This window comes from Mycobacterium shigaense (assembly GCF_002356315.1).
Lineage (GTDB): Bacteria > Actinomycetota > Actinomycetes > Mycobacteriales > Mycobacteriaceae > Mycobacterium > Mycobacterium shigaense.
Genome location: NZ_AP018164.1, coordinates 2,250,927 through 2,277,185, shown reverse-complemented (window position 1 = coordinate 2,277,185; position 26,259 = coordinate 2,250,927). Strand labels below are relative to the sequence as shown.

The 26,259-nt window shown below is 65.4% G+C and carries 22 protein-coding genes and 1 pseudogene; 9 read left to right on the top strand and 14 right to left on the bottom strand.

Annotated features, from left to right (window positions below; genetic code table 11):
* Nucleotides 1-13: 13 nt before the first annotated feature.
* Nucleotides 14-982: a class I SAM-dependent methyltransferase gene (locus tag MSG_RS10800; RefSeq protein ID WP_373421209.1), complete on the top strand. Its 969-nt coding sequence runs from the start codon at nt 14-16 to the stop codon at nt 980-982.
* Nucleotides 983-989: 7 nt separating this feature from the next.
* Here MSG_RS10800 and MSG_RS10795 read toward each other — a convergent pair.
* A pseudogene (locus tag MSG_RS10795) lies at nt 990-1,790 on the bottom strand (FkbM family methyltransferase); the annotation flags it as partial.
* A gap of 507 nt (nt 1,791-2,297) precedes the next feature.
* Here MSG_RS10795 and MSG_RS10790 point away from each other — a divergent pair.
* Nucleotides 2,298-3,584: a glycosyltransferase gene (locus MSG_RS10790; protein WP_096439481.1), complete on the top strand. Its 1,287-nt coding sequence runs from the start codon at nt 2,298-2,300 to the stop codon at nt 3,582-3,584.
* A 7-nt stretch (nt 3,585-3,591) separates the two neighbouring features.
* On the opposite strand, the gene MSG_RS10785 is transcribed toward MSG_RS10790, so the two are convergent.
* Both MSG_RS10785 and MSG_RS10780 read right to left on the bottom strand, forming a co-directional pair.
* A complete protein-coding gene (locus tag MSG_RS10785; protein ID WP_096444340.1) occupies nt 3,592-4,689 on the bottom strand; it encodes an acyltransferase family protein in 1,098 nt (365 codons plus the stop codon).
* Nucleotides 4,690-4,874: 185 nt separating this feature from the next.
* The gene (locus MSG_RS10780) at nt 4,875-5,708 is read right to left on the bottom strand and encodes a TylF/MycF/NovP-related O-methyltransferase (protein ID WP_096444338.1); all 834 of its coding nucleotides are present in this window, start codon (nt 5,706-5,708) and stop codon (nt 4,875-4,877) included.
* Between the two features lie 525 nt (nt 5,709-6,233).
* Here MSG_RS10780 and MSG_RS10775 point away from each other — a divergent pair.
* From MSG_RS10775 to MSG_RS10765, 3 genes are all read left to right on the top strand, one after another.
* Nucleotides 6,234-7,145 (top strand): sulfotransferase family protein, encoded by a 912-nt coding sequence (locus MSG_RS10775; protein ID WP_096439480.1) that lies wholly within the window; start codon nt 6,234-6,236, stop codon nt 7,143-7,145.
* A gap of 177 nt (nt 7,146-7,322) precedes the next feature.
* Nucleotides 7,323-8,450: an NAD-dependent epimerase/dehydratase family protein gene (locus tag MSG_RS10770; protein WP_096439479.1), complete on the top strand. Its 1,128-nt coding sequence runs from the start codon at nt 7,323-7,325 to the stop codon at nt 8,448-8,450.
* Between the two features lie 6 nt (nt 8,451-8,456).
* Nucleotides 8,457-9,713: a glycosyltransferase gene (locus MSG_RS10765; RefSeq protein ID WP_096439478.1), complete on the top strand. Its 1,257-nt coding sequence runs from the start codon at nt 8,457-8,459 to the stop codon at nt 9,711-9,713.
* A 21-nt stretch (nt 9,714-9,734) separates the two neighbouring features.
* On the opposite strand, the gene MSG_RS10760 is transcribed toward MSG_RS10765, so the two are convergent.
* The gene (locus MSG_RS10760; protein WP_096439477.1) at nt 9,735-11,003 is read right to left on the bottom strand and encodes a glycosyltransferase; all 1,269 of its coding nucleotides are present in this window, start codon (nt 11,001-11,003) and stop codon (nt 9,735-9,737) included.
* A gap of 360 nt (nt 11,004-11,363) precedes the next feature.
* Here MSG_RS10760 and MSG_RS10755 point away from each other — a divergent pair, with 360 nt between their 5' ends.
* The gene (locus MSG_RS10755; RefSeq protein ID WP_162899188.1) at nt 11,364-12,041 is read left to right on the top strand and encodes a class I SAM-dependent methyltransferase; all 678 of its coding nucleotides are present in this window, start codon (nt 11,364-11,366) and stop codon (nt 12,039-12,041) included.
* A gap of 31 nt (nt 12,042-12,072) precedes the next feature.
* On the opposite strand, the gene MSG_RS10750 is transcribed toward MSG_RS10755, so the two are convergent.
* From MSG_RS10750 to mutA, 7 genes are all read right to left on the bottom strand, one after another.
* Nucleotides 12,073-13,377, bottom strand: coding sequence for a glycosyltransferase (locus MSG_RS10750; protein ID WP_096444336.1), 1,305 nt, complete (start codon nt 13,375-13,377; stop codon nt 12,073-12,075).
* A gap of 227 nt (nt 13,378-13,604) precedes the next feature.
* A complete protein-coding gene (locus MSG_RS10745) occupies nt 13,605-14,882 on the bottom strand; it encodes a glycosyltransferase (protein ID WP_096439475.1) in 1,278 nt (425 codons plus the stop codon).
* A gap of 16 nt (nt 14,883-14,898) precedes the next feature.
* Nucleotides 14,899-15,066 (bottom strand): hypothetical protein, encoded by a 168-nt coding sequence (locus MSG_RS25160; RefSeq protein WP_162899187.1) that lies wholly within the window; start codon nt 15,064-15,066, stop codon nt 14,899-14,901.
* 104 nt (nt 15,067-15,170) lie between these two features.
* On the bottom strand, nt 15,171-16,457 hold the full coding sequence (gene lipL / locus MSG_RS10740) for an esterase/beta-lactamase LipL (RefSeq protein ID WP_232011217.1): 1,287 nt from the start codon (nt 16,455-16,457) through the stop codon (nt 15,171-15,173).
* Between the two features lie 63 nt (nt 16,458-16,520).
* Nucleotides 16,521-17,513 (bottom strand): methylmalonyl Co-A mutase-associated GTPase MeaB, encoded by a 993-nt coding sequence (gene meaB / locus MSG_RS10735; protein WP_096439473.1) that lies wholly within the window; start codon nt 17,511-17,513, stop codon nt 16,521-16,523.
* A gap of 81 nt (nt 17,514-17,594) precedes the next feature.
* The gene (gene scpA / locus MSG_RS10730; RefSeq protein ID WP_096439472.1) at nt 17,595-19,859 is read right to left on the bottom strand and encodes a methylmalonyl-CoA mutase; all 2,265 of its coding nucleotides are present in this window, start codon (nt 19,857-19,859) and stop codon (nt 17,595-17,597) included.
* Nucleotides 19,860-19,864: 5 nt separating this feature from the next.
* Nucleotides 19,865-21,742, bottom strand: a complete 1,878-nt coding sequence (mutA, locus tag MSG_RS10725; protein WP_096444334.1) for a methylmalonyl-CoA mutase small subunit — start codon at nt 21,740-21,742, stop codon at nt 19,865-19,867.
* Between the two features lie 194 nt (nt 21,743-21,936).
* Here mutA and MSG_RS10720 point away from each other — a divergent pair, with 194 nt between their 5' ends.
* The 3 genes from MSG_RS10720 (at nt 21,937) to MSG_RS10710 (ending at nt 24,201) form a co-directional block, all read left to right on the top strand.
* Nucleotides 21,937-22,698 (top strand): TVP38/TMEM64 family protein, encoded by a 762-nt coding sequence (locus MSG_RS10720; protein ID WP_096439471.1) that lies wholly within the window; start codon nt 21,937-21,939, stop codon nt 22,696-22,698.
* A gap of 296 nt (nt 22,699-22,994) precedes the next feature.
* Nucleotides 22,995-23,747 carry a S1 family peptidase gene (locus MSG_RS10715; protein WP_232011215.1) on the top strand — a complete coding sequence of 251 codons (753 nt, stop codon included), beginning with the start codon at nt 22,995-22,997 and terminating at the stop codon, nt 23,745-23,747.
* A gap of 154 nt (nt 23,748-23,901) precedes the next feature.
* Entirely contained in the window at nt 23,902-24,201 is a 300-nt protein-coding gene (locus MSG_RS10710; RefSeq protein ID WP_096439470.1) for a hypothetical protein, read from the top strand.
* Between the two features lie 3 nt (nt 24,202-24,204).
* Here the strand turns inward: MSG_RS10710 and MSG_RS10705 are convergent, their stop codons facing one another.
* Genes MSG_RS10705 through MSG_RS10695 form a run of 3 tightly spaced genes read right to left on the bottom strand, consistent with a single transcriptional unit; the run spans nt 24,205 to nt 26,209 of the window.
* Nucleotides 24,205-24,561: a DoxX family protein gene (locus tag MSG_RS10705; RefSeq protein ID WP_096439469.1), complete on the bottom strand. Its 357-nt coding sequence runs from the start codon at nt 24,559-24,561 to the stop codon at nt 24,205-24,207.
* A 19-nt stretch (nt 24,562-24,580) separates the two neighbouring features.
* Entirely contained in the window at nt 24,581-25,726 is a 1,146-nt protein-coding gene (locus MSG_RS10700) for an SPFH domain-containing protein (protein ID WP_096439468.1), read from the bottom strand.
* Between the two features lie 48 nt (nt 25,727-25,774).
* The gene (locus MSG_RS10695) at nt 25,775-26,209 is read right to left on the bottom strand and encodes an NfeD family protein (RefSeq protein WP_096439467.1); all 435 of its coding nucleotides are present in this window, start codon (nt 26,207-26,209) and stop codon (nt 25,775-25,777) included.
* Nucleotides 26,210-26,259 lie beyond the last annotated feature (50 nt).

Sequence of the window (26,259 nt, the reverse complement as noted above, 5' to 3'; positions counted from 1 at the left end):
CCGGGAGGACAAATTGAGCGGGATCGAGAAGGAATGCCGACTGTGCGGATCCACCGGTCCCCACCAGGAGATCGCGATTCGCGAGATGATGTTCGGCACACGGGAACCCTTCGAGTACTACCTCTGCGCCGCATGCGACACGTTGCAGATCGTGAACATTCTCGAGGGCGAGGAACTCGCGGCCCACTATCCCCCGAATTATTATTCGTACAACGCTTCGCCGAAGGTCATTCAATGGCTCACCACGCAGAAGGACCGCTTTGAATTGGAGACCGGCGGCCGCGTGGTCGGCACCCTACTGGGGGCACTACCCAACGGCATCGTCCGCGTCGTCATGGGAGACATCGTCAGGATGCTCCGGCAGCTGGAGCTCAAACCGGACGCGCGCATCATCGACGTGGGCTGCGGTGGCGGCGTGCTGTTAGACCGTTTGGCCGCAATCGGATTCACCAGCCTGTCCGGTGCGGATCCCTTCATCGAAGCCGACGGCACGACCCCGCACGGCGTGCCGCTGGCGAAGCGTTACCTGAGCGACGTGACCGGCGAGTTCGACCTCATCATGTTCAACCATTCGCTGGAACACATGCCGGATCCGGTCGCGACTTTGCGTGCCGCCCGGGAGAAGTTGGCGTCCGGGGGCAGGTGCCTGGTCCGGCTGCCAACGACTTCGTCGGAAGTGTGGTCCGTCTACCAGCAGGACTGGCTGCAGATCGATGCGCCGCGGCACATCGTCATCCCCTCGCGAAAGGGAATGGCGTTGGCCGCCGAAACCGTCAGCCTCGAAGTGGAACAGACATTTGACGACTCGACATTGTTCCAATTTCTCGGCAGCGAGGCCTACCGGCACGACATCGCACTCAACGATCCGAAGATCCTCCGCTTCTTCGGGCCCACACGGGTCTGGCGCTGGCAGAAACGAACCGAACTGCTCAACCGGCAGGGCCGCGGTGACCAGACCGCGTTCGTGTTAGGGGCGAAGTGAAGACGTATCAGCCGAGGGGCCGCGGAACGAAGAAGTAGTTGTATCGGTAGTCGAGGTGCTTTTCGTAGCGGATCAGCCCGGAATCTTGCAGGGCAGTTTCGTTGAGCATTGGAGATCCGGAGGCGTAGACGAACGGCTCATATCCGTAGGCACGGATGTCCTCGACCGTTCCTTCCGGATCGGGGTTCGAGTCGTAGCACCCGAAGATCTCCACCATCAGTACCGGACGGTCGCGCCGCAAGAGTTCGGCGGCGCCGGCGATCACGGTGCGCTCGAGCCCCTCCACGTCGATCTTCAGCAGGCCAATCGGGCCGGGCAGTTGGGCCGCGAGCGCGTCCAGCGTGGTGCAGGGCACCGTGATCTGCTCGCGGATTGGCGCATGGTGGGTGTTCTTCAAGGAGCTGAAGCCGCTGTCCGCGGCCACGAAGAAGTTGACGTCGCCAACGCTGTCCCCGGCCGCCACGCGCAGGGTGCGCACGCGACCTTGCAGACCGTTGGCGGCCACGTTGGCCTCCAACCGGGCAAACGTTTCCGGCGCCGGCTCCACCGCTACCACAGGCGCCAGCCGGGACCAGGCCAGGCTGTGCAGGCCGATGTTGGCCCCGACGTCGACGATGCAGCGATCGGGGTATAACGCGCCGAACAGCGCGGCCGCGATGTCGATCTCGGTGTCCTCGAAACCACCGGTCACCCGCACGACGCGGGCGATCATCGAACCAGGCTCGAGCATGACCTGGAAGCCGCGCCAATGCCACGGCGTCAAACCACCGGGCAGATAGCGCTGCAGGCTCCGAGAAAAGTTTCGCGGCGCGGTCAGCCAGCGCCGGACGCCGTCAGACAGCCGTTGCGATGGGGCTGGTTTCACTGCCGGCATGTCATCATCGTGGTCGATAAGCGCCATTCGAAATAGGGCCTAAACGCCTCGTTGCGCGACCGAGCAAGCAAACTCGCCGTCACTGCGCTTACATCGTTGTGGTGCCAACACCATTGATCCTCCCCACCCGGCCGAGGCGGCACGGGCACAGTGGGGACCGCACACTGGCCGCGCCTCCGTTCAGATTGCGACGACAGTACCAGCACCTCAACCGGTTGAGGTGAAGTCCCCGAAGGGCAAGCATAAGTTCGCGGAGTTTGGGCTGAAAGAGGGGTATATCACCGGGAAACAGCAAATGCCTGCGGGCGGTTTCGTGGGCAGACCCAGCACCCCACCCCCGTTGAAATCATGCCGAGCCCAGTTTCCGCGACCGGACAACCGGCGATAATGGCCCGTAATGTCGCCTTGCGCGCAAACAACCCGGAAAGGCTACGGTCCGCGATGAAATTTGCCCTGGCATGCTATGGAACGCGTGGCGATATCGAGCCGTCCGCTGCGGTCGGCCGTGAGCTGCAACGCCGCGGGCACGAGGTGCGCATGGCGGTCCCTCCGGAGCTGGTGGAGTTCGTCGAGTCGGTGGGGCTGACGGCGGTCCCTTACGGGCCGGAATTCAAGGACTACCTGGACGAGGAGTTCGTTCGCGACCTCTGGGCGAGGTTCCTGCGCAATTTCTGGACGATCCGCGGCCCGATCGAATTGCTGCGCGAGGCGTGGGCGCCCGTCACGCGGTACTGGGCGCAGATGAGTGCGACCCTCAAGTCGCTGGCCGACGGGGCCGATCTACTGTTCACCGGCCAGATTTTTCAGGAGCCCGCATCGAACGTCGCGCAGTACTACGACATCCCGCTGGCCACACTGCATTACTTCCCGATACGGGCCAACGGTCAACTCGTCCGGATGGCGCCCAACCCGTTGGTTCGCTCCTCGATGACGGTGGCCGAGTGGGTGTTTTGGCGAATGACGACCAAGGCCGAGGAGGAGCAGCGGCGCGAGCTGGGCTTGCCGAAGGCGAAACATCCCGCGCCGCGCCGGATCGCCGAACGCCGATCACTCGAAATCCAAGCCTACGAAGGGTTTTGCTTCCCGGGTCTAGAAGCCGAGTGGGCGAAATACGGGGGTCAGCGGCCATTCATCGGCACGCTGACACTGGAGTTGCAGACGGACACCGATGACGAGGTCGCCTCGTGGATTGCGGCGGGCACGCCGCCGATATGCTTCGCCTACGGCAGCATCGCCGTGGAATCCGCCGCCGAGATTGTCGAACTGGTCGGCGCAGCCACCGCGCAGCTGGGCGAGCGGGCGCTGATCTGCGCCGGCGGCACGGACTTCAGCGATATCCGAATCCCGGATCATGTCAAGGTCGTTGGCACGGTGAACTACGCCGACGTCTTTCCCGCCTGCCGCGCGGCGGTCCACCACGGCGGAGCGGGCACCACCGCAGCAAGCCTGCGCGCGGGAGTCCCGACGTTGATCCTGTGGACCACGGGCGACCAGCCGTTGTGGGGCGCCCGCATCAAACAGTTAAAGGTGGGCGCCGCCCGCCGACTGGCCAGCGCCACCGAAGAATCGCTGGTCGCCGACCTACGGCAAATCCTGGCCCCCGAGTACGCAACTCGGGCCCGCGAGGTCGCCGCCAAAATGACCAAACCCGCCGACAGCGTCGCCGCCGCTGCCGACCTTCTCGAGGATGCCGTCCGCCGCAAATCGTCGTTGACGGACGCGCGCTAGATTCGGTTCAGTCGGCCGCAGGCGCCGGAGCCGGGACGTTCGGCTCCGTTTGCGCGGCAAGGGTTCTGCGCTTGAAGCGGGATTTCAGGGACAACGCCGGCTTTTCTATGAGGAACCAACTCAAGGCGGCAACCGGCACTACCGCTACGGCAGCAATGATGGCGAATACCAACGGATTAAGAGTGGCGAGCCCGGCGATGACGAGCAACTGCTGGATCGGAAATGCGTAGATGTAGACGCCATAGGACAGGTCTGTCCGCAGCCTCAACCGCTGGTGGTGCAACAGGGCACCCGAGGCAACGATCAGGTACGCCAGCGGAACCGCGGCAAGCAGGCGGTAATGCGGCAGGAAGCTGGACGCCAGCACGACGACCGCGCTCACGGCGACCAACGACCAGCGGGCGGGGATCAGGTCACGGAACTGGTGAACGAGGGCCCCCGCCGAGAACATGAGCGCGAAACGCGCGGCCGCGTAGGCGATCATCTGTTGAGGGGTCGCATCGGTGGGCAACGTGGCGATCGCCGAGCAGCCCAGCGCGAGGGCGAACACCACCGGCACGGGCCACCTCCGACGCAGCAGCCCGGCAACGCCGAGCAGAGCAACGGCGATGTAGCAGAACACCTCCCAGATGAGGGTCCACAGCGAACTGTCCCAAAAGCCCGGGTACGGGACCCCGCGGGGAGTTCCGGCGATATCGAACTGCAGCCCGCCGACGGCGGGCATGTTGACCAGGACGTACTGCAAGGACGCGCCCGACGACACCAGGTCCTTGCCCGAGCCGCCCAGCAGCGCCACACCGATTGGGGCCACGACGAACGCGACGACGACGAGGCAGACCCACACCCCCGGAAGAACGCGAAGGGCCCGGGCCACGAAGTAGTCGCGAAGCCGTGGGTCTCGCAGCCAGCTGGAGGTGATCAAGAATCCGGAGATCGCGAAGAACCCGTCGACGAAGACTTCGCTGAGGAGTTGCCGCGCCGGCACGAACGGGATGTGGTGCCCGGTAGTCAGGAAGGAGTGCCACACGATGACCCCGGTGGCCAACAGCAACCGCCACGCATTGAGCGCGTTGCGCTTCGGATCCAGCTCCTGACCGAGCGTCATCATTCTCCCTACGCCTGCTGCACGGTCATGGCGCATAACCACCGGTTAGCTGAGGTTACAGCGGTTGGTCCACGACCGTCAGTGCAAAATTAACCGTTTCGGGCACCATCTTGCTGAGAAAAACGCGAGGCGCCACCGTTGGGGCAGGACCGCATCTTGCCCGACCGGCCCCTATCGGTCGGGCCTTATTTGCGCCAGAAAACGCCGCTGCCGTCGATGTCGACGATCTCCGAGGTGATCCCGTGCTTGTCGCGGTAGTCCGCGACGGCCTGGCGACAGTACGGAAGGTTGTAGTCGTCGATGATGCAGAAGCCCCCGTCGGACAGTCGCGGGTACAGCCCGTCGAGCGCCTGAATCGTCGATTCGTAGAGGTCACCGTCGAGGCGCAACACCGAGATCCGCTCGATCGGGGCATCGTGCAGCGTGTCCTTGAACCATCCGGGCAGAAAGCGCACCTGGCCGTCCAGCAACCCATAACGCTCGAAATTGGCCTTGACCTGCTCTTGCGACACCGCCAGCACCGGCGCGAAGCGGTGCAACCCCATGTTGTGCCAGGGCAGTTTGTCCGCTTTGTAGTTCTCCGTATCCGGAGGCGGAACGCCTTCGAACGAATCGGCGAGCCACACAGAACGTGTGGTGTCCCCGTAGGCTGCCAAAACCGCGCGCATGAGGATCGCGGCCCCGCCGCGCCACACCCCGCATTCGACCAGATCGCCGGGGACATCCTCGGCCAGCACCGTTTGCACGCACTGCTGCAGGCTGGTCAGCCGCTGCATTCCGATCATCGTCTCGGCGTCGATGGGCCAGTCGAGCCCCAGATCACGCCTGCGCTTGTCGAAGGCCTTCTTCCGCACCAGCATCAGGTTGCCGACCTTGAAAAAGGGGCGCCCCAGTAACCATCCGAGGGTAAGGCGCTGCTCTTGTGACCACCCCACAGGCACCAGTTGGTCCATGCCATATCTGGTGAGATCGCGCCGGATCAGATCGAGATACAAAGATCGCGCATCACGATCCGTCACGGTTCCCTCACGGTCGGTGACACTCAAAACAAACCCCTAACAGTTGCCTCGGATTACCCACCCCGCGATGAGTCTAGACTTTCGGACTCGCCGGTCATGCGTTTCGCGACGTTTTGCGCGGCCCGCACTTAAAGCCGCGTGAACGTCGCGTCTGCTACCCACCTCGGGTGATTCGCCCGGGGCGGGTCCGGCGGCCGACGCTGGTGCCGCTGTCATTCTCGGTCATCGACGCAGGTCACAGCTGTGTATTGACTTGGGGACCATAACGAGTAGGCGGCCGTAGCCGGTTTTTACACCATGTTCATAAATTTGCCTTTAACATGACCGAATGCCCTCTTGCTGTACCGTCTTCAGCCCCAGCCAGCCCCTGGGAAGACGACAGCCCCGTGCGTACTGGCGATGTCCGACGGGGGGCGCATGAATCGGACGAAGCTGCGCGGAGCTGATCGCCGCGCTAAGGTAGTGAATTCGGTCCGTCGGCCCTCCCCGACTATCGACCGCTCCGTCGCTTTATTCGTTCTCGGCATGCCCCGGTCTGGGACCTCGGCTCTCACCAGGGTGCTCTCGCTGTCTGGCGCGGCGCTCCCCACTGGGATGCTCGGAGCCGGCTCTGGCAACACGCGAGGCTATTGGGAACCGCGCAAAGTTCTTCGACTGAACAACTCGATTCTGCTACGCCGCGGCAGCGGCACGTACGACCCGTCCTTACGCCTCCAAGGCGAGAACGCGCTCTCCGCGGACGAAAAGGCCGCCTGCATATCGGACATCCGCGCATACCTGGCTAGCCTGCCCAAACAACCGCTCATCGTGATCAAGGACCTGCAGATAACCGCTCTGTCCGAGCTCTGGTTCGAAGCGGCCCGGGACGCCGGACTCGGCATCGCAGCAGTCGTGGCCGTACGCCATCCCGGAGAAGTCAGCGCATCGCTTGCGAACCTCATGGGAGCCCGGCCAGAGTTAACGAGTGCGCTGTGGCTGAAATACAATCTGCTGGCGGAAAGACATACGCGGCACCTGCCCCGCGTTTTCGTGGAGTACGGCAGCCTGTTGAAAGACCCGCAGCAGGAAATAGAGCGGATAGCCAAGACGTTGGCCGTCGATCTGAGCACCCCAGACCATGAAGCGATCGGGGAGTTCCTGGAAGAGGATCTGCGGCACCACCGCCAATCCGGCCCCGTTCCCGAAATCTGCGGGGCAGAGTGGGTGTCAACAACGTACGACGCCCTGCAAGCGGCCGCTGCAGACGAGCCGGTGGACGAGTTCGCACTGGATCGTGTCTTCGATGCGTATCGAGCGAGCGAGCACGACTTTCGGACAGCGTTCGAAGATTCCTACCGTCACTCCAACAACCTCTTCGTTAGGCTCTGCCGCCCATTCATCTGGAACCTCGTGGAGGTTGTCGCGCTGCTTAAGCGACGGCGCGGAACCTGGGCGTAGCTCGTTCCGCCACCATCTTGGCTCCCCGATTCGCTTCGGGGAACACGACTTCCGATACCGTGATTCGCGATTCGGAAGTCGCGGATATGATCACCAAGATTGCGCCCTCGACCGCACGAATGGTCCGCCACTCGCCCTGCGAGACGAACAGGAGGCTTCGGCCCTTTGTCAGGATCGGTGCTTGTCACTGGAGGCGCCGGATTTATCGGGTCCGCGCTCGCGCGCCGTCTGGTGACTGCCGGCTACGACGTCGCGGTGCTGGATGTTCTGCATCCACAAGTACACACCGGACACCAGGCGATCGACCTGCCGCCCTCGGTGCGCTTGTTCACCGGCGACGTCACTCACGCGCCCGACTGTGATGCGGTGCTGCGCTTGTTTCGTCCGTCCCAGATCGTCCACCTGGCGGCGGAGACCGGGACGGCGCAATCGCTTTCGGAGGCGACGCGCCACGGTTCGGTGAACGTCGTGGGCACGACGCAACTCCTCGACGCCCTGAGCCGATGCGCACATGTCCCCGACCAACTCGTCCTGGCATCGTCGAGGGCCGTCTACGGCGAAGGCGCTTGGCAATCGGGCTCGCAAACGTTCTACCCGCAACCCCGCAGCCATGCCCAGCTGCTGGCCGGTGTGTGGGATCCCGCTGGACCCACCGGCGAATCCGCGGTTCCGCTGCCAAGTTGCGCGGGCCGGACCGAACCGCGGCCTACCAACATCTACGCCGCGACCAAGCTCGCCCAGGAGCACCTCCTGGCCGCCTGGGCGGCCGCCCACGACACCGAGCTCAGCGTGCTGCGGCTGCAGAACGTGTACGGGCCGGGCCAATCGTTGACCAATTCGTACACCGGAATCGTCACCCTGTTCGCGCGGCTGGCACGCGAGCAGCGCCCACTGGAGATCTACGAAGACGGGCAGATCGTGCGCGATTTCGTCTACATCGACGACGTCGTCGAGGCGTTGTTCGCGGCGATCGACCGGCCCGCGACGCAACCGCGTCTGCTCGATGTCGGATCAGGCATCCCGACCACCATCCACGAGCTTGCCCATCGGATCGCGTCGCTGTGCGACGCCCCCGAACCGATCGTCGTGGGGAAGTTCCGCGACGGTGACGTGCGGGCTGCCAAGTGCGACATCGAGCCGGCAACGGCCGAGCTCGAGTGGCACCCCGCATGGACGCTCGAGCACGGGTTGCGCGCCCTGCTCGACTGGATCGCCGAGCAACCCGAATTGCCATCCAGCTCAATAGATCACACGCATACACCCAGCCGCCCAGCAAACCAGCACGCCCGGATCCCGCTAGGCTAGGCCGCAATGAAATTTGCCCTGGCAAGCTACGGGACGCGCGGCGACATCGAGCCTTCCATCGCCCTCGGCCGCGAACTGGTGCGCCGCGGACACGAAGTGCAGATGGCCGTCTCCCCCGACCTCGTGGGCTTCGTCGAATCCGCCGGACTTTCGGCAGTCGCTTACGGCCCGGACACCCGGGAATGGGTGGAGAAGTACCGCGACTTCTTCAAGTCCGTCTTACGCAACGCCTTCAGACCCCGCGATCTGATCGAGTTGCTGGCGCCGAAAACCGAGCACTGGGAACAGATGTCGACGGTGCTGATGTCGATGGCCGACGGGGCCGACCTACTTTACACCGGCCTGAACTTCGAGCAGCCGGCCGCCAATGTTGCGGAGTACTACAAGATTCCGCTGGCCACGTTGCACTACTACCCGATGCGACCCAACGGTCAGATGGTTCCGTTGCTGCCGCCGCCGGTGGGCCGCTCCGCGATGAGGGTATTCGACTGGTTGTTCTGGCGCCTGCACAAACGGCTCGATGACGCGCAGCGTCAGGAATTGGGCCTGCGCAAGGCCACCGGCCCCTCGCCGCGACGGATCACCGAACTCGGATCGCTGGAAATCCAGGCCTACGACGAGGTCTGCTTCCCCGGCCTGTCGTCCGAATGGGGGAAATCGGACGCTCGACGCCCCTTCGTCGGCACCCTGACCATCGAGTTCAGCACCGATGCCGATGAGGAGGTGGCGTCCTGGATCGCCGCGGGCACGCCGCCCATTTACTTCGGCTTTGGCAGCGTACCGTTCGAATCGTTCGGCGCCATGGTCGAAATGATCGGAGCGGCCTGTGCCGAGTTGGGTGAACGCGCCCTGATTCGCGCCGGCGGAAGCGACCTGAGCGACGTCCCGCACTACGACCACGTCAAGGTGGTGGACGCGGTCAGCTACGCGGCGGCCTTCCCCGCCTGCCGCGCGGTCGTCCACCACGGCGGATCGGGCACCACGGCCGCGGGGCTGCGTGCCGGCGTCCCGACGTTGATCCTGTGGACCATGGGCGATCAACCCATCTGGGGCGCGCAGATCAAACGACTCAAAGTCGGCACCGCACGCCGGTTTTCGGCCACGACTCGGGAATCGCTTGTCACCGACCTGCGCCGGATCCTGGCCCCGGATTACGTCGCCCGGGCGCAGGAGATCTCGCGCCGGATGACCGAGCCGGCCGTCAGTCTGACCAAGGCGGCCGATCTGCTGGAAAGCACCGCACGCGGCAAAGCGTGCTGTTGACGAACCCCCCGTCCTGACAGATCAGACGGTGCGCCGGACGCGGGCGAAGTTTTCGATGAGATCGGCCGTGATGGCGACGCTTTCGGAAGGCTTGGTCATCTGGCCGGCGATGTCGCGGGCACGCTTGACATATTCCGGGCTGATTATTCGCCGCAGGTCGGTGACGAGGGATTCGCGGGTGGTGCTGGAGAAGCGACGCGACGTGCCCACCTTCAATTGTTTGATCCGCGCGCCCCAAATCGTCTGAACCAGGTCCATCGACAGGATCAGGGTGGGGACCCCGGCGCGCAGGCTCGCCGCCGTGGTGCCGGCGCCGCCGTGGTGCACGACCGCGCGACAGGCGGGGAACGTCGCCGCGTAGTTCACCGCTCCGACCACCTTGACGTGGTCGGGCAGCGAGACGTCGCTGAAGTCACTCCAGCCGGCACACACCAACGCCCGCTCGCCCAGCTCCGCGCACGCATCACCGATCATTTCGACTGTGTCCCTTGGGGATTCGACCGGCATGCTGCCGAAACCAAAGCAAATCGGGGGTGTGCCGGCGGCAATCCAGGACGCGACCTCGTCATCGGCATCGGTGGACAGCTCCATGGTGAGCGCACCGACGAAAGGCCTGCGGCCACTCCATTTCGCCCATTCGTCCGCCAGGCCCGGGAAGCAAAGTTCGTCGTAGCCCTGGATTTCCAACGTTCCGCGATCGTTCATCCGTTGCAGCGAGGGACTCGTGGCCTTCGGCAAACCCAGTTGGCGCCGCTGGGCATCCTCTGCCTTCTTGTTCATCCGCCAGGCCACCCATTCCATCACCGTCATCACCGAGCGACCCACCGGCGACGGCAGGATCGGCAACAGGTGACCGTTGGCCCGAATCGGCACGTAACACAGCGTCGCCAACGGAATGTCGTAATACTCGGCGACGTTGGCGGCCGTTTCCATGAAGCTTTCACCGGTGAAAAGTAGGTCGGCCCCCTGCGCCAACGACGTCAATGTCGCGGTCATCTCGACCCAGCACGTGATCACAGTCTCCCAGATTTCGCCCCACAACCTGACAAGGTGGTGGACCTTCCAGAAGCTGCCGAAAAAAGACGTCCAGAAGGTGCGGTAGGTGTCCAACCACGCCTGGGTGTTCAGCCCATACGGGACCGCAGGAAGGCCGGCCGTTTCCACAAACCCGACGAGATCGGGCGGTACGGCCATGTGCACGTCATGTCCCCGGTCCTGCAGCTCACGACCAAGTGCGACGGAGGGCTCGATATCGCCGCGTGTTCCATAGCTCGCCAGGACAAATTTCATTGTGGTCCTAGCCTTTCAGCTGTTAAGTAGGTAAGGCAACCTGCGTACATTATCTCCGGTCCGCGGGCTGTCGACTGACATTCGCCCCCCTTCACCGCGACATGCTGGATTGCCGGGGTCGTGCGAGCGACGGCTCGTCCCTGGCAGCGGGACGCAACGACCATCTGCCCTTTACGGCCGGGAACTCCCCTAGGGAAGCCAGGGTACCGGGGCGAATTTGGTTAGACCAGCCTCAACACGCCGGTGTGCGGCACCCGACCAAAATGGATGACGCGGATCGACAAAATAGCCACTGGGGCTGTTTCGGTCCAGTACGTTGTCACGTATTGCTTCGCCGAATACAGGTTAGGACACACTCATATGGCGGTCAGCCAGTCGTCGTCATCTTCTCTTTCCCTCAAGGACATGAGAAAGATCGAATTCGATATCATTCGATACCTTTTGCCAAGGGGCAACTTACTGACCGAAGGATCGAGTTCACGAGAAGAGCTGCTCTGTCTGGCAACCACGGTGCAGCGCACGAACGCGCGCTTGATCGGAGAAATAGGTTTCAACGTCGGATTTTCGAGTTACGCCTTTCTCCTCGCGCACCCCGAGACCAAGGTCATCTCCTTTGATCTGGGCGGGCATCGTGGCACGAAATTCGCGAAAAAGCTTATCGACAAGCGGTTTCCGGGCAGGCACACCCTGATCTACGGGGACTCGACCAAGGTCGTCCCGGAATTCGCGGCCAAAAATCCGGAGCTGCGGTTCGACCTCTTCTTCATAGACGGTGGCCACGAATACGAGGTTGCCAAGACCGACATACTGAACGTGAAACCACTCTGCACGGAGAAAACCGTTGTGGTCATGGACGATCTCACCCCCTGGCTCAATTGGGGCAAGGGGCCCGCTCAGGCCTGGACGGACGCTATTCAGAAAGGAATCATCCGCCAGGATGAATTATTCAAGGATGGCAAAGCTGTCGAGGTGATGGAACCGCCCGGGAAAAGAAGCTGGGCTTTAGGACGATATGTTTTCAGCGACACGCCGCAATAGCGGCATCGCCTTTAGCGACTAGACAAAGCGCTCACGCCTCACCGTGGACTTTACGGGCGCCCGTCGATCCGGCAGCCCGCCTCGATCGGGCGAACTTCTCCAACAGATCTGCAGTGTCGCCGACGCTTTCCGCGGGTTTGGTCATCTCGATGGCGATATTCCGGGCACGCACGGCACACTCGGGCTCGAGGATTTGACGCAGATCGGCGGCCAGCGTCTCCTGGGTGGTGGTCGAGAAACGGCGGGTGGTCCCCACTTTTAATCGTTTGATCTGGGCTCCCCAGATCGGCTGATCGCCCAGCATGGACAGGACCAGCGTCGGGACCCCGGCGCGCAGGCTCGCGGCGGTGGTGCCGGCACCACCGTGGTGCACGACCGCCCGGCAGATCGGGAAAATCGCCGCGTGGTTCACAGCACTGACCACCTTGACGTGGTCCGCCATCGGGACGTCGCTGAAGTCGCTCCAACCGGCGCAGATCAGCGCCCGTTCACCCAGCTGCGCGCATGTCGCGCTGATCATGGCGACCGTGTCGGCGGGAGATTGGACCGGCATGCTGCCAAAGCCGAAGTAGATCGGCGGTGTGCCCGCGGCAATCCACGAGGCCACCTCGTCGTCGGCGTCGGTCGCGAACTCCATCGTCAACCCGCCGACAAAGGGCCTCCGGTCCCCCCATTTGGTCCATTCAGCCGCCAAACCCGGAAAGCAAAGTTCTTCGTAAGCCTGGATCTCCAGCGCTTCGCGCTTGGCAATCCGTCGCGACGAGGCGGTTTTGGCCTTCGGCAGCCCTAATTCCCGGCGCTGCGCGTCCTCGACGCGCTTGAGCACCCGCCATTGCGTCCAGTCGATCACCTTCATCGCGGCACGGCCCACAAACGAGGGCAACGGTCCGATGACCTGCCCGTTGGGCCGTGCGGGAAAGTAATGCAACGTCGCCAGGGGAATGTCGTAATATTCCGCGACATTGCCAGCGGGCTCTGCGTAACCAAGGCCGGTGAGCAACAGGTCAGCCCCCTCGGCCAGCGAGAGCAGCACGGAACTAGCGGTCTCCCAGCAGGTGGTCGCCAATTCCCAGACCTCGTGCAGCAACCCGGCCGCGCGCCCGACCCGCCAGAAGTTGCGCAACAACGACGTCCAGAAATTGCGATGCCCATCCAGCCACGCCTGGGTCTCCTCGCCGTACGGCACCGCTGCCAGGCCGGCGGACTCGACGAACCCGACCAGGTCGGGTGGAACGGCCATTCGCACGTCGTGCCCACGGCGCAGCAACTCATGGCCAATTGCGATGCACGGTTCGATATCGCCACGCGTGCCATAACTCGCAAGCACAATCTTCAGACGCATAAATCCCACCCTCCGGTCATGCTCGACCCCCAATGAAAGTATGTATGTTTTGCACGCTGAAGTGGGGCATTCGCAAATTGACTTCGACCGATATTCGGTAGGTATTACCCGGTGTTACGGCGCAGCAAACGCACGGATCGATAAACCGCCTGATCGACGTCGTTCCCGCAAAATGTTACGGACTTCAAATCGCAGACCGCCGAAACGGCCGGTGTTGATAATTACTTCAGCCAGGCCTTGTCTGAGCAGACGGCGAACTTCTCCACCAGATCCGCTGCATCGGCCACGCTTTCGGAGGGCTTGGTCATCCGAGTGGCGATCTCGCGGGCCCGAGCGACGTACTCCGGGGCGAGGATCCGACGCAGGTCAGTGATGAGCGTTTGCCGCGTGGCGCCGGAGAAGCGACGCGCGGTGCCCACCTTCAGTCGCTTGACCCGTACCCCCCAGTACGTCTGATCGGGCCCTGTCGACAGGATGAGCGTCGGCACTCCGGCACGCATGCTGGCCGCGGTGGTACCAGCACCTCCGTGATGGACGACGGCGCGGCACGCCGGGAAGATGGCCGCGTAATTCACCGGTCCGACCACCTTGACGTGCTCCGGAATTCGAACACCGCCGAAGTCGGTGCCGCCGGCGCAGATCAACGCCCGCTCCCCCAGCTGCGCGCTGACGTCGCTGATCATCGCGACGGTCTCGGCGGCGGATTCCACCGCGATGCTCCCGAAGCCGAAGCAGATCGGGGGCGGTCCCGCGGCGATCCAGGACGCGACCTCGTCGTCGTTGTCCGTCGTCAGTTCCATCGTCAACGCGCCGATGAAGGGACGCTGCCCCTCCCACTTCGCCCATTCGGCCGCCAGCCCGGGGAAGCAGACCTCGTCGTATGCCTGGATTTCCAGCGATCCGCGTTCGGCGATCCGGGTGGGCGAGGGGCTGGTGGCTTTCGGCAAGCCCAGTTCGCGGCGCTGCGTATCCTCGGCCTTCTTGTTCATGCGCCAGAACACCCAGTCCAGCGCGGTCATAGCGGAGCGCCCCACCGGCGACGGCAGGCTGGGAACGAGCTGACCATTGGGCCGCACCGGGAAGTTGTGCAGCGTGGCCAACGGGATGTCGTAGTACTCGGCCACGTTCGCGGCCGGCTCCTGAAAGCTCTGGCTGGTCAGCAGCAGGTCGGCGCCGTCAGCAAGTTCCGTGGCCGTCTTGCTCATTTCCGCCCAACACTGCGCGACGGGCTCCCAATATTCGCGCCACAGCCCGACCAACTCCTGCACCTTCCAGAAGTTGCCGAAGAACGACGTCCAGAAGTTGCGATACCGTTCCAGCCAGGCCTGGGTGTCCAGGCCATAGGTGACCGCCGTGAGCCCGGCCGCCTCGCTGAAGCCGACCAAATCGGGCGGGACCCCCATGCGCACCTCGTGACCGCGGCGCAACAGCTCCCGGCCGACCGCCACTGACGGCTCGATATCGCCACGCGTTCCATAACACGTCAAGGCAAATTTCATCGCCGGTCCCGGCCTTTCATTCGTCATGCGCTGAGGGGGCGTCAGGGGCCGCGGCAATTATGCCTAGTTCGGGGGCCATGCGGGCGACTTTGAACTCATCCGCGCAGGCGGCGCCGCCGAATTTGTCGAGGTCAATATCGGCAACGCGCTGGCTCGACCGAACACCCTCTCGTACTTCGGTCATCACAACATTGTCCTTATCAGTTGGGCTCGCCGGTACCCGGATTCAGGCCCCGGCGACGAAGGTCACAAGCCGGGCTCTCCACACCTGAAGCGCCAACACGAGGCTCAGCCCGCGACGGCTCCCGGCTCGGGGCACGCCGATCCGAACTCGTTGACGGGCCGGAAGCCACGTTTGCGGGCTTTCGCGACGCCGGCTCGCAACAGGTACCCCAGCGTGGCCACTCCCGAGTGATCCAGCGCCAGGAACGGGGACAGCAGCCGGTTGTGCACAAAGGCGAAAGCCAGCCCGCTGGCCGGGTCAGCCCAACCGAACGAGCCGCCCATCCCGACGTGCCCGAAGCCCGGCACGACGTTGCCGAACGGCACGCTGTGATAGCCCAGGTGAAACGACAACGGCACGAGGACGTTGCGGTCCCGCTTGAGGCTGCGGCGCCCCGTCAGTCCGGCGACGGTCTCCCGGGAGAGCAGGCGGGTGCCGTCGATCTCACCGCCGTTGGCGATGGCGCCGTACATCCGCGCCAGGCCCCGGGCGGTCGCCACTCCGTTCGCCGCCGGCATCTCGGCGTCGAGCAGCGGAATCTCACCCTGCACCGCAGCCATGACGCCCTGGAAGTAGATCGCGCGGAACCCGCCGGAGAGCTCCGAAGCCACCTTTCGCGACAGCGAACTGAGCAGCGGGTTGGCAATGATGTTCTGCGGCATGATGATCTGGGCCACCCGCGTCGGCGCGTCGGCGGGCGGCCGGCCGAGGTGTAGACCGTCGGTGCCCAGCGGGCCGGCCAGTTCCTGGCGAATCAGCTCACGCATGCCCTTCCCGGTCACGGCCCGGGCCAAGCCGGACATCAGCCAGCCGAAGGTCAGCGCGTGGTAGGCAGGTTTGCCGAGGAAACGGCCGGGCGGGGCCGCGGCCAAGCGTTCTTCCATGCGGACGTGGTCCAGCAGCTCCTCCTGGGTGGCTCCACGCAACCCCGACAAGCCGGCCCGGTGCCTCATCACGTCGCGCACGGTCAGCCCGGACTTTCCGTTGGCCCCGAATTCCGGCCAGTACTCGGCGACCGGAGCCTCGTAGTCGATCAGCCCGCGATCGACGAGCCGGTGGATGACCGTCGAGGCCATGCCCTTGGTGGCCGAGAAGACCATGGGCGCGCGGTCGGCCGTCCACGGCACCTGCCCAGCCCGGTCCGACCAGCCGGTCCACACATCCACGACCGGCTGGCCGTCGAGATAGACCGCCAGGGCGCCGCCGCCGAAGCGCCGACCCGGGAACAGGCTCGAGAATCCACGAACGACGCAGGAAAAGTTTGGGTCCGCCGCGCCGGACACACGATGACCTGCGTCAGGGGCATCGCGAGAAGGGACCGCGCGGAGATCGACCCGAGTGTCTGCCGTCACACTTTCGAATTTACTTCGATTTCACAGTGCCCAAGTGCAGAACTTCAATAATTGACCGTTCCGTTAGCGCGACGCGGCGTCTAGTATTTGCTGGGCCGCCATCGCCGGAGTCAGCTCCCCCGCCTTGACCCGCCTCTCCACGTCGGCACGAATCTTGCGCACGGCGGGGTTGGACAGCACCCGGTCCAACACGGTGTCGCGAACCATCTGCCAGGTCCAATCCACTTGCTGAGCGCGCCGCCGCGCGTCGAACTCGCCGGCCTGGGTCAGCACCTTGCGATGGCGCTCGACGGTCTCCCACATCTCGGCCAAACCCGAGCCCTCGACGGCGCTCATCGTGAGAACCGGTGGACGCCAGAATGTTTCGCGCGGATAGATCAGCCGGATGGCCGAAGACAGCTCGCGGGCAGCGGCACGCGCGTCGGGCAGATGCTTGCCGTCGGCCTTGTTCACCACCACGATGTCGGCCAGTTCCAGCACCCCCTTCTTAATGCCCTGCAGCTGATCGCCGGTGCGCGCCAAAGTCAGCAGAATGAAGGTGTCGACCATGTTGGCCACCGCCACCTCGGACTGTCCCACACCCACGGTCTCGATCAGGATCACGTCGAATCCGGCCGCCTCCAGCAGGACGATCGTCTCCCTTGTCGCCTTTGCTACACCGCCCAAGGTTCCCGACGTGGGTGACGGGCGGATGTAAGCATCCGGCTGTACCGCCAGGCGCGACATGCGCGTCTTGTCCCCGAGGATCGAGCCACCGGTACGGGTGGACGACGGGTCGACCGCCAACACCGCCACCCGGTGCCCTTGCTCGATCAGGTGCATGCCCAGCGACTCGATGGTGGTGGACTTGCCGACGCCGGGGACGCCGGTGATGCCCACCCGATGCGCGTTTCCGGCGTCGGGCAGCAGCTCCAGCAGCAGCTGCTGCGCCTGGTCGCGATGGTCGGCGCGGGTGGACTCGAGCAACGTGATCGCTCGCGGCAGCGCCGCCCGGTCGCCGGCACGAACAGCAGCGGCGAGTTTGCCGACGGTGTCAGCCACGTCGCTTGCCTCCAAGTCCGTCGCTCTTAACGCCGTGGCGAGAAATCGAGCAGAATTCCGCCACGGCGGTCCGCCCGCGGGAGCGATTGCCGGTCACTAGCTCAGGTCATAACCCAGCCGCTCGGCGAGCTTGTGCAGCAAGCCGATCGCGGCGTCGGCGATCACCGTCCCGGGCGGGAAAATCGCGGCGGCCCCGGCCTCGTACAGCTCAGCGAAGTCACCCGGCGGGATCACGCCGCCGACCACGATCATGATGTCGGGCCTGCCCACCTCGACCAGCGCGTCGCGCAGCGCCGGCACCAGCGTCAGATGGCCGGCGGCCAACGAGGACACGCCGACCACGTGCACGTCGTTGTCGGCGGCCTGGCGGGCCACCTCCTCGGGCGTGGAGAACAGGGAACCGACGTCCACGTCGAAGCCGATGTCGGCGAACGCAGTCGCGATCACCTTCTGGCCGCGGTCGTGGCCGTCCTGTCCCATCTTGGCGACCAGGATCCGGGGCCGACGGCCGTCGGCCTCGGCGAACTTCTCGACCAGTTCGCTGGCGGTTGCCATGTTGGTGGCCTTTCCAGCTTCGTCGCGGTAGACCCCGGAGATGGTACGGATCTCGGCCTGATGACGCCCGTACACCTGCTCCAGCGCGTCGGAAATCTCCCCGACGGTGGCCTTGGCCCGGGCGGCGTCGATCGCCAGCGCCAGCAGGTTGTTGCCCAGGCCATCTCGATCACCCTTGCCGACTGCGCCGGAATGCGCGCCGGCCGCCCGGCTCAGCTCGGCCAGGGCCGCATCGACGGCGCCCTGGTCCCGGCCGGCGCGCAGCTCCTTCAGCTTGGCCAGCTGCTCGGCGCGTACCCGGCTGTTCTCGACCTTGAGGACCTCGATGTCCTGGTCCTCTTCGACCTGGTACTTGTTGATCCCGACGACCGGCTGGATACCGGAATCGATCCGCGCCTGGGTGCGCGCCGCCGCCTCCTCGATCCGCAATTTAGGAATCCCGTCGTCGATGGCCTGGGCCATGCCGCCGTGTTCGGCGACCTCGGCGATGTGGGCCCGGGCCCGCTGCGCCAGTTGATGCGTGAGCCATTCGACGTAGTACGAGCCACCCCACGGGTCGATCGGTCGCACGGTGCCCGACTCCTGCTGCAACAGCAGCTGGGTGTTACGGGCAATGCGGGCGGAGAAGTCGGTGGGCAGCGCCAGCGCCTCGTCGAGGGCGTTGGTGTGCAGCGACTGGGTGTGGCCCTGGGTCGCGGCCATCGCCTCGATGCAGGTGCGTGCGACGTTGTTGAACGCGTCCTGCGCCGTCAGCGACCACCCCGAAGTCTGGGAATGGGTGCGCAGCGACAGCGATTTGGCGCTCTTGGGATGGAACTGGGCGACCAGTTCGCTCCACAGCAGCCGCCCGGCCCGCAGCTTTGCGACTTCCATGAAGAAGTTCATCCCGATGCCCCAGAAGAACGACAACCGGGGCGCGAACTTGTCGATGTCCAAGTCGGCGTCCAAGCCGGCCTTGATGTAGTCGACACCGTCGGCCAGGGTGTAAGCGAGTTCCAAATCCGCTGTGGCACCGGCTTCTTGGATGTGATAGCCGGAAATCGAGATGGAGTTGAACTTCGGCATCTTGGCGCTGGTGTAGCCGAAGATGTCGGAGATGATCCGCATCGACGGCTTGGGCGGATAGATGTAGGTGTTGCGCACCATGAACTCTTTGAGGATGTCGTTCTGGATGGTGCCAGCCAGCTTCTCCGGCGGCACCCCCTGCTCCTCGGCGGCCACCACGTACAGGGCCAGGATGGGCAGCACGGCCCCGTTCATCGTCATCGACACCGACACCGACGACAGATCGATGCCGTCGAACAGCTGCCGCATATCGAGGATGGAATCGATTGCCACGCCGGCCATTCCGACGTCGCCCTGGACGCGCGGGTGGTCGGAGTCGTAGCCGCGGTGGGTGGCCAGGTCGAAGGCGACCGACAGTCCCTTCTGGCCTGCGGCGAGGTTGCGGCGGTAGAACGCGTTGGACTCGGCGGCCGTGGAGAACCCCGCGTACTGGCGGATGGTCCACGGCTGATTGACATACATCGTCGGGTAGGGACCGCGCACAAAGGGCGGCTCGCCCGGAAAGCTGTTCAGCGGGTAGCCCGCCGCCTCGGCGGCGGCGCGGTCGGCGGAGATGTACACCGGCTTGACATCGATGTCTTCCGGTGTGCGCCATATCAATTGGTCGGGTGTATACAGGTGCGCGGTCGCGAGCGCCGTCACCTGATCTTCGACGGCGGCCTCGGTCGCGGGAGCAATAGACCGCTCGCTGTGCAGCGGCACATCGGCGAAGCTGCCGACAATGGGTGCAGTGGTCGTCATCGCGGCTACGCCCCCAACCTCGTCAGCAGATCCGACAGAGCTTCGACCGCATTGATTTTCGCGGTCAGAAATTGGTCGGGCCGATGCTCGGCATCGGCCACGGCCTTTTCGGGTCCGGCCAGGTACACCCGCGAAACGCCGGACTCACGCGCCGCCTGCACGATGCCGGAGGCTTCGTCCTGATAGCGCTTGTCGGTGCCGCAGATGACCACCACCGCCGGCGAGCCCGCTTCAGCCACCGCCGCCGCAACGCCCGCGGCGTCGACCGTTCCCGGGTTGATCGCCTCAACACCCCCCGACGCCAACAGGTTCGAGGCGAACGTCGCGCGGATGTTGTTTTCCGCCAGCGGCCCCACCGGAAGCAGCAGCGCACGCGGGCGCGAACCGGTGGCAGCCAGGTAGGCGTCCGACCGGTCGCGCAGCGCCTCGAATTCCGCGGCATAACGCACCAGGCTGCCCGCGGCCAGTGGCGAGTACGACGAATCGCTTTGCGGCAGAGGAGGTTCAGTGAGGTTGGGAAATTCGTTGATACCGGTGATCGCGGTCCGGCGATGCGCGATGTCGTCGCTGCGGCGGGCAGCGATCTCGGCGATCTGGTCGGCAATGAAATCCCGCGCGTCGGTGAACCCGCCGCGCGCCTCGATGGCCTGGAAATGCTGCCAGGCCTGCTCGGCCAGCCGCACGGTGAGGTCCTCGACGAACCACGAACCCCCGGCCGGATCCAGCACGCGTCCCACGTGCGACTCCTCCAGCAGCAGCAGCTGCGTGTTGCGCGCGATGCGGCGAGTGAAACTGGTTGCTACGTCCGGGAATCCACCGTCGATCGCCACGTCGAACGGGAACACCAGCAAGGAGTCCGCACCACCGACACCCGCGCCGAAAGCGGCCAGCGTGCAGCGCAGCATGTTCACCCAGGGATCGCGCTGCGTCATCATCGGCAGTGAGGTCTCGGCGTGGATGACGGCCGCCCCCGCATCCGGGTCGCCGACGACCTCGGCGACCCGTGCCCACAAGTTGCGCGCCGCCCGGAACTTAGCGATCGTCATGAACTGATCGTCATCGGCGGCGAACCGGAAACTGATCTGCCGCAACGCCTCCCCGATCGGCAGGCCCGATTCGGTGAGCAGTCGCAGGTAGCTCACCGCGGCGGCGACGCCGGCGGCGAGCTCCCACGTCGCGTTGGCGCCGAGATTGTGGAAGGCGGGCCCCTCGACGGTGATCGCGCGCACGCCGCGGTGAGCGGCGGCCCGCCCGGCAGCCGCGACCACGTCGTCGAGCGTGGGCGCAGGACGTCGGCTCAGCAATGCGGTCAGCGGGTCGCCGCCCAAATCGATCGACAGTGTCGCGCGCTGGTCCGGCTCCACCCCGGCCGCCAGCTCGAACACGACGTCGCTGGCCGCCGGGTAATCGTCGCCGGCCTCGAGGATCAGCGGCACCATGCTCAGATACACGCCGTCGAGCACCTGCGCCAGCTGGCCGGGCGCCACACCCGACTCGCCGACCCGCAGGACCAGGGCGCTGGCGCCGTTGCTCAGCGCGTCAAGCACCGCCGAGTTGACGTCGGCTGCCGCGACGCCCGGCACCGGGGTGGCCGGGAACGCTTCGGCGACCTTCCAGCCGGACTTGACGTCACGTGAGGCGTCGCCACCGCGCACGTAAGGCCATTCGCCCGGCAACGGCGGTTCGGGCAGCTCGTCGAACACCGTGTAGAGCGGCCGGATCGCGAATCCGTCGTAGGTCGCCGCATCCAGCAGTTGCTCGGGCTGGTCTCCCAGCTCGGCGGGTTCTTTCCGGGTGCTCTTGGACAGCACACCCGCGACCGCGCCACGCCAGCGCTCGCGAACCTGTTCTAGGTCCGCGAGCTCGGGTACGTCAATGGACACCGACTGCTCCTGTTTTCGCAGCAACTGGCGGCAACTGGTGCCGGGTTGCGTTGGGAATGGAACTCACTGATGAGGCTAATTGATCGCCCCCGCCGCGAAAAAACGGCGAGCCGCGCCAGTCGGGAGCAACCGCGCCCCGAAACGCCAGCGGCGGGAAACGGTGCATTCACGCGGGGCCCGTAACCTTGACAGGCGTGACGGGTGCTACCGCCTCGAAAACCGCCGACACGCTGCGCAGTCTCGCACGAGCGGCGGGCACGGCCGCACGCCAGTTGTCGCGCCCGCAGGCGGTTGTGGCAGTGGTCGGTATCACAATCGTGGCCGCGGTGACGCTGTGCGTTCCGCTGCCCAGTGCGGTGGAACTGCGTGACTGGGCGCAATCGGTGGGCCCGTGGTTTCCGTTGGCATTCCTGGTCGCCCATGTCGTCTTGACGGTGGTGCCCATCCCGCGCACCGCGTTCACGCTTGCGGCCGGGCTGCTGTTCGGTCCGGTTCTGGGCGCCGTGATCGCGGTGGTCGCCAGCACTGTCAGCGCAGTCCTCGCGACGGCGTTGGTGCGCGCGGCGGGCTGGCAACTCAACCGCCTGCATCGACACCGGGCAGTCCACCGGGTGGACCGGCAGCTGCGGGAGCGGGGCTGGCGGGCTGTCCTGTCCCTGCGGCTGATTCCCGTCATACCGTTCTCGGCGCTCAATTACGCCGCCGGCGCCTCGGCCGTCCGGATGTTGCCATACACGGTCGCCACGCTGGCCGGCCTGCTGCCGGGCACCGCGGCGGTGGTGTTCCTCGGCGACGCGTTGGCGGGACATCCCGACCCGCTGTTGTTGCTGGTTTCGCTGCTGACGAGCGCGTTGGGCCTGACGGGACTGTTCGTCGAGGTGCGTCACTACCGGCGGCGTCACCGACACACGTCGCAGCCCGACGAACTCGACTCCGAACCGGCCACCGTCGGCTGATTCAGCCGTTTCGCTGAGCACCGCGCCGTTCGCCTGAAAGATTTAGTAGATGGTGAGGCTCGACGCGCTGGTGTTCACCACTGGCGGGCTAACGTCGGCGGCACTTCGCTGCCCTGCTTCTGCTCGGGGCCTGGGCGTGCGTGACCGTGGCGGTTCTGTCGGCGCTGTCACAGCGGATCAAACTGGCGCGCCAACCAAGGCCGAGCGAGTGGGGTCCAGCTGATCCCCAGGGCATGCGACGAGCGCGTCCGAAAAGGAGTACATCGGCACTGTCCGTCGCCGCAGCCACTGGCGCGGTGGCCTTACTGGTGGCCATCTGGCTGCCGCCCGCCGAGCCCGGCCCGGCGCAAGAGCTCATGCCGCAGCCGGCGTTGTCGCCCCTGTCGCTGCCTCCCGCGAGTGCCATCGGTCCCGGCGTCGGCATCTACGTCGAATACCCCGACGGTTCCGGCGGAATGGGTTGTACAGCAGGGTTTTTGGTGCACACCGGCAGCGGTCAGCCGGGTTTCCTCACCGCCGGTCACTGCAATCGGCCCCATCAGGCAAGCCGGGTGACGATGAACCTCGGCGGCATCCTGCCCTACGTGACGCTGGGCACCTTCAACCGGACGGTGACCGAGGGGGCTCCCACCGATCAGCACGACATCGGCCTAATCGTGCTCGACGGCGAACAAGTCCCGCAGACCTCGGCGATCGCCGCCTCGCTGCAGGTTTCCGGTGTCACAACCGACCTCAGGATCGGCCAGCAGCTGTGTAAGTACGGCATGAGCACCGGCCAGGAGGAATGCGGGCAGATCCTCGACATCACGGGGAGCAAGGTCGTATTCGCCGCGACCGGCCAGTGTGGCGACTCCGGGGGGCCGGTCTATGCCGTCCAGACCGACGGCACGGCCAGCGCCGTCGGCATCGACATCCGCGGCGGCAACCCGCTCAATCCCAAGGCGGGGTGTAGCGCCCCGGCGAAATTCTCGATCGCCGAGCTGGTGCAGCCCTGGCTGCAGCAGTGGAATCTGACCGCGGTCACCAAACAACCGGACGGCCCACGCTGAGCGGCGCTCGGCCTATCGTGCTGGTTAGCGTTGCGGCACTTGGCTTTCCGCAATCCGCCAAAAGAGGTCGACAAGAAATCGCGCATTCTTCAGGTTCGCTGCACGTCGGCGGGTTAGCGTCCTCCGTACCACGACTAACGACGTTGGGAGACACATGACTAACGCTGAGACGGCCGCCGGCGCGCGGCGCCACTCCACCGGGTTGGTGATCGCCGCCGGGCTGGCAGGTTTGCTGATCGGCGCGATCGCCGCCTTCGTGGTGACCGGACTGGTCTTCACCGTCCGCGTCCAACTGCCCCCGCCGCCGTACCCGCCGCCGCTGTCGTCGGTGTCGACCCAGGGCGGCGGTTGCCTGTTCACGCCGCCACCCGGCACTCCGACATCGGCACCCGGCGGCTTCGTGCCTGCCCCGCCGCTGCCGCACCCACCGCAGCAGGTGTCCCCGGGGACCTGACAGCTAGGTCCGGTCCGGGCCCTTCGCCGTCATCGCGGCGCACAGCGCCAAGAAGGCCGCCGCCGGAACGATTTTCACGGGCTTGTCCCGCACGCGAACATGCGCGCCGACGGCCAACACGAAGTACAGCGTGAGCATCGCCGTGGTCAGCCGGGCCAGCGCGGGAAACCGGTAGACCGATGCCAAGCCGACCGCCGCGGCGGCCTTGACGATCGGAAAGACCGGTCGAAGGTCCTCGGGGACACCCACGTCATCCAGGATCTTGCTGATAGGAGCTATCGGTCCCACACACAGCGCCGCGTCGACGGCATGAAACGCAGCCAGCCCCGCGTATGTCTTCGGTGACGTCAAAACACTCATCCGGCAATCCTATTGACGTCTAGCGAGCCAACTCCGGCGGCGTCCCCGGTGGACCGTCCACCGGCTGGCGCGCGATCGCCTCGGCCTTGGCCACCGCTTGGGCGATCGCGGGGTCGGTCTGGGTGGAAAACCAGTCGGCGACCTCGGCGTCGTCGGCGTCGGCGGCGTGCTTCGGCGCGTCGTCGACCGGCGACGGCTCGAACCGGAAGACGCCATCCTCGCCCGGAGTGCCAAGCAACCTGGTGAATCCCTGCAGGGCCGCGCTGAAGTCGCTGGGCACCACCCACACCTTGTTGGCGTCCCCCCGCGCCATTTCTGGCAGCGTCTGCAGGTACTGGTAGGCCAGCATCTCCGGGGTGAGCCTGCCGGCCTTGATCGCGGCGAAAGTCTTCTCGATGGCCTTGGCCTGGCCCTGGGCCTGCAGGTAGGCCGCCGCGCGCTCACCCTGCGCCCGCAGCATCCGGGACTGCCGGTCGGCCTCGGCCGCCAGGATCGCGGCTTGCTTGGCGCCCTCGGCGGCCAGGATCTGCGCCTGCTTGGCGCCTTCAGCCTGCTTGATCGCGGCCTCGCGGGTGCCTTCGGCCGTCAGGATCATCGCCCGCTTCTCCCGGTCGGCCTTCATCTGCTTTTCCATCGACGCCTGAATCGACGGCGGCGGGTCGATGCTGCGCAATTCGACCCGGGCGACCCGTAACCCCCAGCGGCCGGTGGCCTCGTCGAGAACGCCGCGCAGCTGCCCGTTGATCTGGTCGCGCGAGGTCAACGTCTGCTCCAGCGTCATGCCGCCGACCACGTTGCGCAGCGTGGTTGTGGTGAGCTGCTCGACGCCGACGATGTAGTTGCTGATCTCGTAGACCGCCGCCTGCGGGACGGTGACCTGAAAGTAGACGACCGTGTCGATGTTCAGCGTCAGGTTGTCCTCGGTGATGACCGGCTGCGGCGGAAACGACACGACTCGCTCCCGCAGGTCCACCCGTGCGCGCACGCGGTCGATGAACGGCACCAGCAGCGTCAGCTGACCGCTGACCGTCCGGCTGTACCGACCCAGCCGCTCGATCACCGCGGCCTCGGCCTGAGGTATCAACGCAACCGACTTGGCCACCACAATGATGGCCACTACCACCAGGACGGCGAGCAACACCAATCCCGCAACCGCACCTTCCACCGGAGTTCCTTTCTGTCGCAGCGTCTTCGCAGCGTTTGTGCCGATCAGTTATGCGTGGCCGAGCACCACCGCCGTGGCGCCGTCGATGTGCACGACGGTGACCGACTCCCCCGGCTCGTAGACATCCCCGTCGTTGAGCGGGCGTGCCGTCCAGATTTGGCCGTCGAGCTTGACCTGGCCCTCGTCGTGGGCCACCCGAGCGAGCACCACGGCGCTTTTGCCCTCCAACGCCTTGATGCCCAGCTGCAGCGGGCCGGTGGGGGTCAGGCGGCGCCGTACCGCGGGTCGCACCACCGCCACCAGCAGCACCGACACGATCAGGAACACCGCCCCATCGACCCACTCCGGCCAATTCGTCAGCCAACTGGTGAGCGAAGCGGCCAGGGCGCCACCGCCGAGCATCAGCAAGAACATATGACCGCTGAGGGCCTCCGCGCCGACCAGCACCAGCGCGAATATCAGCCAAATCACACCGGCGGGCATGCGGTCAGAATACGCGTGATCCGCCTTTGCCGGACCAAACAACTACACTG